The 13,095-nt window shown below is 62.8% G+C and carries 7 protein-coding genes; 5 read left to right on the forward strand and 2 right to left on the reverse strand.

The genetic code is table 11. From position 1 onward, the window contains the following. The first annotated feature begins 39 nt into the window (after window positions 1-39). The 4 genes from recC (at window position 40) to C7T36_RS25215 (ending at window position 9,921) form a co-directional block, all read left to right on the forward strand. Entirely contained in the window at window positions 40-3,318 is a 3,279-nt protein-coding gene (gene recC / locus C7T36_RS25200; protein WP_045068524.1) for an exodeoxyribonuclease V subunit gamma, read from the forward strand. 2 nt (window positions 3,319-3,320) lie between these two features. Beyond that, on the forward strand, window positions 3,321-6,629 hold the full coding sequence (locus tag C7T36_RS25205; protein ID WP_045068525.1) for a UvrD-helicase domain-containing protein: 3,309 nt from the start codon (window positions 3,321-3,323) through the stop codon (window positions 6,627-6,629). Next, window positions 6,626-8,491 (forward strand): exodeoxyribonuclease V subunit alpha, encoded by a 1,866-nt coding sequence (gene recD, locus C7T36_RS25210; RefSeq protein ID WP_045068528.1) that lies wholly within the window; start codon window positions 6,626-6,628, stop codon window positions 8,489-8,491. The genes C7T36_RS25205 and recD overlap by 4 nt, the downstream gene beginning before the upstream one ends. 125 nt (window positions 8,492-8,616) lie before the next feature. After that, entirely contained in the window at window positions 8,617-9,921 is a 1,305-nt protein-coding gene (locus C7T36_RS25215; protein WP_045068530.1) for a hypothetical protein, read from the forward strand. 68 nt (window positions 9,922-9,989) lie between these two features. Here C7T36_RS25215 and C7T36_RS25220 read toward each other — a convergent pair whose 3' ends face one another. Then, window positions 9,990-11,291 carry a TrpB-like pyridoxal phosphate-dependent enzyme gene (locus C7T36_RS25220; protein ID WP_033232418.1) on the reverse strand — a complete coding sequence of 434 codons (1,302 nt, stop codon included), beginning with the start codon at window positions 11,289-11,291 and terminating at the stop codon, window positions 9,990-9,992. A gap of 358 nt (window positions 11,292-11,649) precedes the next feature. Here C7T36_RS25220 and C7T36_RS25225 point away from each other — a divergent pair, with 358 nt between their 5' ends. Further along, on the forward strand, window positions 11,650-12,228 hold the full coding sequence (locus C7T36_RS25225; RefSeq protein ID WP_045069651.1) for a TetR/AcrR family transcriptional regulator: 579 nt from the start codon (window positions 11,650-11,652) through the stop codon (window positions 12,226-12,228). Here the strand turns inward: C7T36_RS25225 and C7T36_RS25230 are convergent. Then, a complete protein-coding gene (locus C7T36_RS25230; protein WP_045068533.1) occupies window positions 12,206-13,081 on the reverse strand; it encodes an aldo/keto reductase in 876 nt (291 codons plus the stop codon). The genes C7T36_RS25225 and C7T36_RS25230 overlap by 23 nt on opposite strands. Between the last annotated feature and the right edge of the window lie 14 nt (window positions 13,082-13,095).

Genomic DNA, 13,095 nt, shown 5'->3' on the forward strand with positions numbered 1-13,095 from the left:
TCCGAGTTCAGGACATCGCGGGATCGAAAGGGGCGAGGGTTGCTGAAGCTGTATCGTGCCGAGCGCGCCGACACGTTGGTCTGCGCTCTGTCCACTCTTCTCCGCTCGCCGTTGTCGGATCCGTTTGCCCGGGAGATAGTCGCTGTGCCGGCAAAAGGGGTGGAACGCTGGCTCAATCAGCAGCTTTCCTCACGATTGGGCACTGCGACGGAATCCTCGCAGGACGGCATCTCCGCGAACATCAGCTTTCCCTCGCCGGTTCGACTGGTCGACGACGTCCTCGCTACGGTGAGTGGTGTCGGCGCGGACAATGATCCGTGGGCGCCGACGCGCTTGGTGTGGACAGTTCTGGGTGCCATCGATGATTCCATTTCCGAACCGTGGTGCGGCGTGCTTGCCAAGCATCTCCGTGGACACGGGGTGGGGCGACGCTTTGCGTCGGCGTCGCATGTCACCGATCTGTTCTCCAGCTACGCGGCGCAGCGTCCCCAGATGCTGATCGAGTGGGCGGCCGGTCGGTTCACCGACGGCCACGGGTTACCGCTTGCCCAGGACTTCGAATGGCAAGCCAAGTTGTGGACGGTTGTCGCGGAGCGAATCGACGTGGCAGGTCCGGCCGAGCGACTCATGTCGGTGTGCAGCCGGCTGAGTGATGACGCTACTGTTATTTCTCTACCGGAACGTATTTCGGTGTTCGGTCCCACCCGACTGCCAGTTGATCAGCGAATGATTCTCGAGGCCTTGGCGACTCATCGAGACGTGCACGTCTGGCTGCCACATCCAAGCCCCGCGCTGTGGGACGAGATGAGCTCCCAATTGTCGTCGGGGGCGGTCGCCACTCGCCGTTCGGACGACAACTCTGCGTTGATCTCGCCGAACCCACTGTTGTCCAGTCTTGCCCGTGATGTTCGTGAAATGCAATCAAGTCTGGCAAACACCGATCTCACTTCGGAATATCTGCCTGCTACATCAGGCGCACCGACCCTTCTGGCGGCAATACAGGCGGACATCGTGGCCGATCGTGCCCCTGCGGGTGGAGTGAAACCCGATGGGAGCGTACAGGTTCACGCGTGCCATGGCGCGGCTCGTCAGGTCGAGGTCCTGCGAGAGTGCCTGTTGCGGTTGTTCGAAGACGATCCGACGCTCGAACCCCGCGATGTCCTGGTGATGTGCCCGGATGTCGAAACATATGCGCCCCTGGTGCGTGGCGCGTTCGGGCAGGGTGTTCAGGGACACCCCGGTCACCGCCTTCGCGTCCGCCTTGCTGATCGTGGTCTGCGTCAGACAAATCCGATGCTGGCTGTGCTGGGCACTCTGCTCGAACTGGCAGACGGCCGCGCCACGGCCAGCCAGGTTCTCGATCTTGCCACCAGTGTGCCGGTACGTACCCGATTCGCGTTCTCCGACGATGAATTGGAGCGTCTGCGCGAGTGGACCGGAGCGGCCGGGGCGCGATGGGGCATCGACATCAGGCAGCGGGCAACGTTCGGTCTGGCCGGTTTCAAGCAGAACACTTTCAACACGGCCGTCGACCGTATTCTGTTGGGAGCCAGCGCAGACGAGTCGGAAAATGCGTGGCTGGACCTCGCATTGCCCCTTGACGACGTCGAAAGCACAGACATCGACCTCAGCGGGCGCTTTGCCGAGTACATCGACAGACTGGCGGTCTCGTTGCGTGACCTGGCGGGCCCGCATTCGCCGTCGGAGTGGCTTCGGGTGTTGCTCAGAGCGTTGGACCTTCTCACCGATGCGGAACCGGATGACGCCTGGCAGAGCGCATCGGCCCAGCGAATTCTTGCGAGTGCGGTCGAGTTCGGTTCTGACACCACACTTCAACTCTCCGACATCCGTGCACTTCTTTCGAAGAGTCTGGCGGGGCGGCCGACTCGGGCCAATTTCCGTACCGGTGAATTAACCGTGTGCACCATGGTGCCGATGCGGTCGGTACCGCACCGGGTTGTTGTACTGCTCGGACTCGACGACGAGGTGTTTCCGCGTTCCGGCGGCGTCGACGGAGACGACATCCTGGCTCGCGATCCTGTTGTCGGGGAGCGGGATCTGCGTAGCGAAGACAGGCAACTGCTGCTCGACGCGGTGATGTCGGCCGGTGAACACCTGCTGCTCCTGTACACCGGTGCAGATCCCGTGACCGGCGCAACCCGCCCACCGGCTATTCCGCTCAGCGGGTTGCTCGATGTCCTGAAGTTGGCGGTGAGGCCGAACGGCCTGGACCAGGTTGTGACCCGGCACCCGTTGCAGTCATTCGACAAACGGAATTTCGAGATGGAAAGACCGTTCAGCTTCGACGCCGCAGCGTTGGCAGGCGCCCGTGCCATCACCCAGGCGCCGGTCCCACTGCCGTCGATCCGCTCGGCGTCGCTGCCGTCGATACCGCCACGCGACGTCAACCTCGCGGACCTGTCATCGTTCCTCACCCACCCAGCGCGGGGATTCCTGCGTCAGCGACTCGGTGTGCGGGTGCCGGAACTCGGCGACGACATCGCCGATTCACTCGACGCGGAACTCGACGGGCTTGCGACCTGGGAGCTGGGAGATCGAATGCTCCTCTCTCGCTTGACCGGACGCAGTTCGGCGGACTTCCGGGCTGCCGAATGGCGGCGAGGCACGTTGCCGCCGTACAAACTGGGCAGCACTGTGCTGGGCAACATCGAGTGGGTAGTGGATCAGTTGGCGTCACTCGCACTGCCACACATGGCCGGAGATGCCGCTTCCGTCGACGTTGCAGTCGATCTTGGTGGGGGTAGGCGCCTTAGCGGAACCGTGACGGGACTGTACGGAAATTCGATTGTGCGGGCGCAGTACTCGTCGTTGGCGCCCAAGCATCGGGTGAGCGCGTGGGTCAATTTGCTGGCGCTTGCCGCTGCCGGCGATCGCGGGCAGGTCAACGCGATCACGGTGGGGCGCGGTGGCAACCAGCGCGCGGCAACACGTTCCGTTCTGTCCGCTCCCGAGAACCCGCTCGACATCCTTCTTCAGTTGGTCGATCTGCTCGATCGGGGCTTGCGCGGTCCGATTCCGATGTGGGTCAATACCACCGCCGAATACGCGAAAAGGCGCTTTGCCGGACAGTCGATCGACAATGCCATGAGCAGTGCCGAGGCCACATGGGGGCGGCAATTCAGCGACGGTGACGATCCCAGCAATGTCTACGTCTTCGGTGAATCCAGTTCCTTTGCCGACCTCGCCGCTACGGCGCCACTCGAGGACGAATGTGTCTGGGCCGAGGAGCCAACCCGGTTCGGCGTCCTTGCCAACCGGTTGTGGTTGCCCGTGTTGCTCAACGAAAGTGCGGAGTAGTCATGGACTTCGACCTGCTTGGCCCCCTTCCTTCCGGCACAACGGTATTGGAAGCAAGCGCGGGAACGGGTAAGACCTACGCCATTGTGGGTCTGGCAACTCGGTGTGTCGCCGAAGGCGTGGCGGATATTTCGCAGGTATTGCTGGTGACGTTCAGTAGGGCTGCAACACAGGAGCTTCGGGAGCGGACGCGTGAGCGATTCGCTGGTGTATCGGCTGCGCTGGCCGACCCGGACCGTGCTCGTCACTCGGACGACGTGTTGATTCGTCATCTGGCATCTGCCGGCGACGAAGAGCTGGCACGTCGCCGCCGTCGACTTCTGCAGGCACTCGCGGAGTTCGATTCCGGCACCATGACCACAACGCACAGCTTCTGCCAGCGGATGCTCGACGGTCTGGGTATCGCGGGTGAGCGGGAACCGGATGCGACGTTTGTCGAATCGGTTGACGATCTGATCGACGAGGTTGTGTCCGATCTTTACCTCGTCCGCTACAGCGCCCTGGATACGTCCCCACCGTTTTCTGTGAAGGATGCGCTGGCGATCGCGCGGAGTGCGGTCGCAGACGGGCAAGCTGTACTCGAACCCGATGCCGACGAGGACACCATCCCGGGGCAGCGGGTGTTGTTCGCGGCGGCAGCGCGGGATGAGGTCGAACGACGCAAACGTGCCAGGGGGATTCGCGACTTCAACGACCTCCTGACGTTGCTGCACGGGGTGCTCGCCGACCCCGACTACGGACAGGAAGCCTGTCGCCGCGTGCGCGAGAAGTTTCGTGTGGTCCTGATCGACGAATTCCAGGACACCGACCCACTGCAATGGGATATCTTGCGCCTCGCGTTTCACGGGCACACCACGTTGGTTCTTGTCGGTGACCCCAAGCAGGCTATCTACGCGTTCCGTGGAGCGGAGGTGCTGAGCTACCTCGACGCCGTACAGCAGGCCGATTCGCATCAGGAACTCACTACCAATTGGCGCAGTGACCCCGGTCTGCTGGCTGCGCTCGAGCATCTGTACGGCGGTGCCGCGCTGGGTAACGACAGCATCGTCGCTCATCCGGTTGCGTCGTCGCACAAGGTTTCCCGGCTTCCCGGGCAGCCGTCGATGCGTTTGCGTTATCTGCCGCGCACCGGCGCAGGTCCGCTCAATCGGTCGCAATTTCCCGCGGTCGGCAGATTGCGGAGCCGAATCGCCGACGACTTGGCCGCCGACGTCGTGCGCGTGCTCTCGAGTGGTTCCGAGCTGAGTCTCGGTGGTGTGAGCCGGCCTGTTGTACCCGGCGACATTGCCGTCCTGGTGCGTAATCACAAGCAAGCCGAGATGATTCGTGGCACGTTGGAACTCGTCGGTGTTCCGTCTGTATTGACCGGCGGCTCCAGCGTCTTCGCGACGGCGAGCGCAAAACACTGGCTATGGCTGTTGCAGGCCGTCGAGCAGCCTCACCGTGCAGACCGGGTGCGACTGGCTGCGCTGTCGCCGATTCTGGGCCATACGCCCGAGGCGATGGATTCCGATGGCGACGCCGTCGTGGCTGCCGTGTCCGGGCAGTTGCGAATGTTTGCCGAGCTGTTCCAGCGAATCGGGTTTGCGGCGGTGTTCGAAAAAATATCGGGTGAAACAGGTTTGGAGCGAAGAATCCTGTCGTCGCCGTCCGGCGAACGTGATTTCACCGATCTGCGTCACGTGGCGCAATTGCTCGGCCGAGTCGCGGCCGAAGAATCGTTCGGCCTGAGCGCCCTCGTACGGTGGTTGGGGGATCGGATCAAGGACCCGGCGTCGGGAAGCGTGAGTGATCGCAGCAGACGTCTGGACAGCGACGCAGCGGCAGTGCAGATCGCCACGGTTCACGCCAGCAAGGGCCTCGAGTTCCCGATTGTGTACGTGCCCTTCGGTTGGGACAGCGTCGGCGGATTCGCCGCAGCGACCCAGATGCTCCACGACGGCGACGGACGCCGGATTCTCGACGTCGGTGGGGCTGAAGGGCCGGGTTACAACACTCGGAAGCTGACTGCTGAAACGGAGGGAGCGGGCGAAGAGTTGCGTCTGCTGTACGTGGCGCTCACCCGGGCGCAGTGTCAGTTGGTTCTTTGGTGGGCACCGGCATACGGTACGTCGCGGTCTGCGTTGCACAGGCTGCTACTCGGGCGTACACCCGGAATCGTGGAGCCCGCCCGAGTGGTGAAAGTACTTGATGACGGCGCCATTGCCACGCGATTGGAATCGTGGCCGGCGGACCGCTCGGACGTGATTTCCGTCGAGTCGGTCGGGCCGCACCCACCGTCGGTCGATCGTTGGTCCGAATCCGTCTCGGAGACCTACGAGTTGGAGGCAGCTCGCTTCGATCGTGACCTGGATACGCTGTGGCGCCGGACGTCGTATTCGGCGTTGACGGCGGGCGCTCATCATGCGCCCACCACCGGCAGTGAGGTCGAGGATCCGGGGAAGGACGACGAACCGGCGGACTTCGTGGACGTCGGACCCGTGGAAGCCTCACCGCTGGAGGCATTGCCGTCGCCGATGAACGGACTTCCCGCGGGCGCCGCGTTCGGCACGTTGGTTCACGAAATTCTCGAAGTTGTCGATACCTCCGCTGTGGACTTACGCAGCGAACTCGAGATGCGATGTGCACAGGCGGTTTCTGCGCGGGCTGCGGACCTGGACCCGGTGGCGCTGGCGAACGCGCTCTTTGCAGTCATGCACACGCCACTGGGCTTCGGAACGCTGGCGACAATCGATCCTTCGGATCGACTGCCGGAGTTGGACTTCGAATTGCCGCTGGCCGGTGGTGACGATCCGGTGTCATTGATGGTCACGCTGCGTCAGGTGGCCGAACTTCTCCGAAAGCATCTGCCGCACGACGACATTCTGGCGGGTTATGCCGATCACCTGGGCCGGGTCGACGCCATACCGATGCGGGGATTCCTGACCGGCAGTATCGATGCAGTACTGCGCATTCCGGGGCCGTCGTTCGTGATCGTCGACTACAAGACCAACAGGTTGGGGCGCGGTGATCTCACGGCTGCGCATTACACCCGGGACCTGATGGCAGCCGAGATGATTCGCTCGCATTACCCGCTTCAGGCTCTGTTGTACTCGGTTGCATTGCATCGCTATCTGCGGTGGCGACTTGCGGATTACGATCCGGGGCGGCATCTGGGCGGAGCGCAGTATCAGTTTGTCCGGGGGATGCTCGGACCGGAAAGTCCGCCGGAATGCGGTGTATTCGAGTGGAAACCACCGGCCGCGCTCATCGTCGAGTTGTCGGATCTGCTCGCGGGTCGATCTTCGCCTGACGTACTGGAGTTCTCATGACCGAAGCGCAGTTGGCCCAGCGAGCACGTGGGATCGTGCGCACGTTCAACGAGGCCGGGGTCCTTCTGGCCGCCGACGTCCACGTTGCTGTCAGATTGTGCACGCTGGGCGGGGAACCGTCGCCAGGCGTGATGTTGGTGGCCGCGTTGGCGGTTCGGGCGGTGCGCTCGGGATCGGTTTGCCTGGATCTACGACGCATGCAGGATGTCAGCGTCGACGGGGCCACCGAAGCCGAACTTGCCGCGTTACCCTGGCCGGAACCTGAAGCGGTGATCAGCGCGTTGCGGTTGAGCCCCTTGGTGATCGGCGGAACTGCCGGGCCGTTGCGACCGCTGCGACTGGTGGATAGCGACGACGGAGAGTTGCTGTACCTGGATCGGTACTTTTTGCAGGAGCAGACAATTCGGCGGGTGCTCGACGAGCGAGCCGAGACGCATCCGACAGTCGACACCGAACAGTCGCGCACCCGATTGCAGACAACTTTTCAGGGGGATTCAGGCCATACCAGTGGCCCTGACCGTCAGCGCATTGCGGCAGCCCTGTCGCTCACACACTGGACGACGGTTATCGCGGGTGGCCCGGGTACCGGCAAAACCCACACGGTGGCACGTATTCTTGCGCTGCTTCTCGAAGAGCACGGCAGCGAGTTACGAATCGGTCTGGCTGCGCCCACCGGCAAAGCGGCTGCGCGATTGCAGGAGTCGGTGCGCGAGCAGGCGGAGCAGTTGAAACTTCCGGCAGACCTCACGGCGATGACGCTGCACCGTTTGTTGGGCTGGCAACGGGGCAGCGCCAGCAGGTTCAAGTACAACGCGTCCAACCGCCTGCCGTTCGATGTGATCGTGGTGGACGAGACGTCGATGGTGTCGTTGACGTTGATGGCTCGATTACTCGAGGCCGTGCGTCCTGACGCGCGACTGCTGTTGGTCGGAGATCCGGATCAGTTGACGTCGGTGGATGCCGGCGCGGTCCTCGCGGATCTTGTTGCACGACCGTCGAATGCGGAGGGAAACAAGGCGCTGGCCGACATTGTCGGTGCGGACTTGGAACCTGGAGGTACTGCCGAATCACTCACCGCGCACGATCGTGAACGTCTCCGCGGCGGCATAGTTCAACTTTCCCGTGGCCGACGATTCGGCGGAATCATTGCGCAGTTGGCAAGCGCGGTTCGGGAGGGCAAGGCAGAGGAGGTTATCGGCCTTCTTCGTAGCGGTGATCCCGGCGTGTCGTTTCACGCGCCCGAAGACCTCGACGCGCTGCGTTCCGATATCGTCACGAGCGCTGAGTCCGCGACTGGATTCGCGAAGCAGGGTGACGCGATGAGAGCGCTGAAAGCGATGGAATCGCATCGGCTTCTGTGCGCACACCGCGACGGCCCGTACGGCGTCAGCCGGTGGGCAAAACAGGCCATGGACTGGGTGGGGGCTGAGGCAGGGGAGTTCCTGAATCCTGAACAGTGGTATCCCGGCCAGCCGCTGTTGGTCACAGCCAACGACTACGAGGTCGGCATCTACAACGGAGATACCGGAGTCATTGTCGAGGGCGAGGGCGGAGTGCTCATGGCAGCCTTCCAGCGCGGCGACAACAATTTCCAGTTGCACCCGAGCTCATTGTCCTCCGTGCAGACGGTCTATGCGATGACCATCCACCGAAGCCAGGGCAGTCAATACGACACCGTCTCCGTCATGTTGCCGGCCGAGGCGTCGTCGCTGCTCACTCGGGACTTGTTGTACACCGCGATTACTCGCGCGCGAACTCATGTTCGCGTGATCGGAACAGAGGAGTCCGTGCGCGCCGGCGTCGAACGCCAAGTGCTCCGGGCCAGTGGCTTGCGGCGTGCCATCCGTCCCTACGACGGTTGAAATGGCTGCATAAGTTCCTCTGGAAGCCCTCGACCTTCAGGTGAGATTGAGTGCGTTTGTGTCTGGGTATGTACTTCTGTGCATGCTCCGCTGTCGATGCTTCATCGAGAGATACGAGACACTAGATGGACTCTGCTGATGCTGAACCCCTCAGTAAGTCGGAACGCGCCGAACTCGAGAAGTTACGCGCCCAATTTGCGGCTACCAAGCCGACTGAGCGGCAACGGGCTGAGCATTCGGGGCTTCGGTGGATCGGCGTCTGGATCTTGCTCATTTTGATTCTTGTGCTGTCGTTCGCCGGTGTTCTCGCGCGTTATGCACGCAGCGAATTGCTCGATTCCGAACGCTACGTGCAGACGGTGGCGCCGCTGGGGTCGAATCCCGTCATCCAAGGTGAGATCACCAACCGGATCACGGATGAGATCGATTCACAGTTGGACATCGAGAAGGTGACAGCGGACGCGTTGGCAACGCTGACCGAGAATGCGGAGCGGGTGCCGCAGGTAGTGGTCGGTCTCGCGCCGGTCATTGCTGATCAGGCAAAATCGTTCATCCACCAGACAGTCGGCTCCGTGGTGTCCTCGGACGCATTCGAGAATCTGTGGGTCGAGGCGAATCGTGAAGCCCACCAATCCTTGACGGCGGTATTGACCGGCGACACGCGAGCTGCGGTCGATATCAGTGACAAGGGTGAGGTCAGCATCTCGCTGGCCCCGCTGATCGAGAAGGCGCGCAGCGCACTCGTCGATCGTGGGTTTGCTTTTGCCGACAAGATTCCCGACGTCGACAAGTCCTTCGTGATCTTCGAATCCCCGAAGTTGGTCAAGGCTCAGCGTCTTGTGTCTGCGCTGGACAAAGCGTCCTCCGTTCTTCCGTGGGTGATCATCATCCTCGCAGCCGGGGCAATCTGGTGCGCGCCCAAGGGATCGCGTCTGCGGACTTTGTCGCTGGTCGGAATCACCGTTGCCGTGGCGATGGCGCTCCTCGCGGTCGCACTCAGCATCGGGCGCGCGGTGTACCTGGACGACATTCCTGCAGACGTGTTGTCGCCCGCGTCAGCCGGGGTTATCGTCGACACCCTTCTCCTGCCGCTCAAGACCAGCCTGCGGGCCGTCTTCGTTCTCGGCGTTGTGATTGCGATCGTCGGCTATCTGACGGGTGGATCGTCGTCGGCGCTTGCCGTGCGCCGCGGATTCAGCAAGGCAGTCGACTCTGTCAGATCACCGAGTACGGATCGTGAACCACGTGCCATCGAGACGATATGCGCAAAATACATTGTGGCGCTTCGCGTTTTGGTCGTTGTCATCGCCGTGGCTGTACTTGTCTTCTGGCGCTACCCGTCGGGTGTTGTCGTAGCGGTGACGGTGCTCGTGACAGTGCTCGCGTTGGTTGCGCTAGAGGTGATTGCGCGGCCGGCTCGGGTGCATTAGGGCCTTCGGCCCCGTGCGCCTTTTTGGTAGTCGGCACTACCAGAAAGGCGCACAGGGCCCGCAGGGCCTCAGACGTACGGCGAGTACGCGGGCAGATCCAGCTGACCGTTGCCGGACAGGCCGATCACGATCACCTCAGGTTCGGTGACGGAACGCGCGTGAGCGATCGCACCCGCAACTGCGTGGGTGGATTCCGGAGCCGGGATGATGCCCTCGGCGCGGGCGAAGATCAGACCGGCGTTCAGTGCATCGTCCTGATCGATGGCGATGGCATCCATCAGTCCCAGGTTGACAGCATGGGAGACCATCGGCGACATACCGTGGTAGCGCAGTCCGCCGGCGTGGATGGCCGGGGGAACGAAGTCCTTGCCCAGGGTGTGCATCTTGAGCAGTGGGGTCAGGCCGGCAACGTCACCGAAGTCGTAGCGGTACTCGCCCTCGGTGAGGGACGGGCAGGCCGACGGCTCGCAGGCAACCAGACGAGTCTTGGTGCCCTCACGCAGATTCCGTCCCAGGAACGGGAAGGTCAGGCCGGCGAGGTTGGAACCGCCGCCGGCGCAACCGAATACGGTGTCAGGGATGGCGTCGCCGGCTTCTTCGAGCTGAACCATGGCTTCCTGGCCGATGACGGTCTGGTGCAGCATGACGTGGTTCAGGACGCTACCGAGTGAGTAGTGCGTGTTCGGATCCTGCGCGGCAACCTCGACTGCTTCGCTGATCGCCATGCCCAGGGAGCCCGTGGTGTCAGGGTGCGATTTCAGCAGTGCGCGACCGGCTTCCGTCAGATCCGACGGCGACGGGTGGCAGATTCCGCCGTAGGCCTCCATCTGGATGCGGCGGTACGGCTTGGAGTCGAAGGACGAACGGACCTGCCACACCTCGACGTCGAGTCCGAGCAGCGCGCCGGCGAAGGACAGCGACGCGCCCCACTGGCCGGCACCGGTTTCGGTGGTGAGCTTGGTGGTTCCCTCGATGGCGTTGTAGTACGCCTGAGCCACAGCGGTATTCGGCTTGTGTGAACCGACGGGGCTTACGCCTTCGTACTTGTAGTAGATGCGGGCAGGCGTTCCCAGTGCGCGCTCGAGGCGGTGTGCGCGGAAGAGCGGGGAGGGCCTCCACATGCCGTAGATCTCGCGGACGGTCTCGGGGATCTCGATGTACCGTTCCGTCGACACTTCCTGCGCGATGAGATTCATCGGAAACAGCGGTGCCAGGTCCTCAGGACCGAGTGGCTCGCGGGTGCCCGGGTGCAGGTGCGGGGGAACGGGTTCGGGGAGGTCGGCCGCCAGGTTGTACCAGTGCGTCGGAACCTTCGACGGGATGGAAACGCCCAATGGTTCGAGCGAACGGTTGAGTGGGGTGGTGGTCAACTAACTCTCCTTCATGGATTTCGGTACCTGGTTCGCGGTATCGGGTGATCCAATGCTGGAGCGTTGCGGACCACCCGATCTCGTCTGGGCAGCACACAGTTGCGGCTGACCGTCAGCGGTCAGGCCACCAGCTGTGCGGGGCGGGGAAGGTCACGAGCCGATGGTACATCGAGTGCCCGCATGGTTGCTGAACCGTCTCGGTCTGTGGACTGGGCGAGGCTCGAGTGAGCACGGTTTGTCTCGAGTGAGCATGGACTTCAGCAGGCGGGAAACCGTGCGCACTGTGCAGAAAGGGTGCTAGCTCCGGGACGTAGCATGAACCCGACAGATGAACGAGAGGAACGGAGGCGCAGTTGCGATGGCAGACCTGAGCTCGCGTGAGCGGATGATCCGCAGCGCCGTCGAGTTGATCAGCCGCAACGGCGTCGACGCGACCTCGTTCAACGACGTGATCAAACACAGCAGCGCCCCGCGCGGGTCCATCTACCACCACTTTCCTGGCGGCAAAACTCAGCTGATGGTCGAGGCCGTGCAAGCTGCAGGCGCCGTCATCACGCGTCGGATCAGTGCGGCGTCGGCTACCGGATCGCCGGCCGACATCATCGATGCCGTCGGCGATATCTGGCGTCGCAACCTCGCGAACTCCGATTTTGCGATCGGCTGTCCGATCATCGCCGGTGGGCTCGCTCGGGCGAGCGAACCCGAAGTTGCGCAGGCCGCTGCCGAGGTTCTGGCGGGTTGGCAGACACTTGTCGAGACCGCGCTTGGCGAGGCAGGCTCACCGCCGGATCAGGCGCGATCGATGGCAAATCTGACCATCGCCTCGATCGAGGGGGCCGTTGCGCTGTGTCAGACGACGCGCAGCATCGAACCCCTCGAACGAGTGATGTCAACTCTGCAGGATCTGTCGGAAACTACTGTGGCGCACCGATATTAAGTTCGTCGGGATGGGCGCCGACGCGAGTGCCGTCGTCGAGCGTGGCGATTTCGCTGAGGTCGAGTTCGGTGAGTTCGAAGTCGAAGACGTCGATGTTCTCGGCGATGCGGGCATCGTGCACGGACTTCGGAATGACAATGAGGCCGTTCTGCAGATGCCAGCGGATCAGTACCTGCGCGGCCGACTTGCTGTGCCGATCACCGATTCGGGTGATGATCGGGTCCGTCAAAAGTGTGTTCGGCTTCGACGCCGGACCCCATCCCGCGTTACTGGTCCCACCGAGTGGGCTCCACGACTCGACCGCAATTGCGTGCTCGGCAGCCTTGGCGCGAATGGCGTGCTGGGGGAGATGGGGATGCAATTCCACCTGGTCCACAGCGGGAAGCAGCCCACCTCGGTCGACAAGAAGTTGCAGGTGGTGGGGTTCGAAGTTACAGACGCCGACGGCTTTCGCGCGGCCTGATTCAGCGATCTTCTCCATGGCGTCCCAGGTGCGGAGCAGTCGTTCCTTGTCCTGGAGCGGCCAATGGACGAGGTACAGGTCGACATAGTCGACGCCCAATTTCTTGATGCTGGTATCGAACGCTGCCAACGCCGGTTCGTAGCCCTGATCGGAGTTCCACAGCTTTGTGGTCAGGAAAACGTCCTCACGGGCAACGGATGATGCCGCGATGCCGCGTCCTACGCCCTCTTCGTTGCCGTACGCGGCAGCGGTGTCGATGTGGCGGTAGCCGGCGTCGTCGAGCGCAAAGCGCACGGCGTGTTCGGTTTCATCGTTGGTGGCCTGCCAGACTCCTAGGCCGAGTTGCGGGATCGTGGTTCCGGAATTCAGGCTGATGTCGGGGATGCTCATGTATTCAGGCTAGC

The organism is Rhodococcus sp. AD45-ID, assembly GCF_003023755.1.
Lineage (GTDB): Bacteria > Actinomycetota > Actinomycetes > Mycobacteriales > Mycobacteriaceae > Rhodococcus_F > Rhodococcus_F globerula.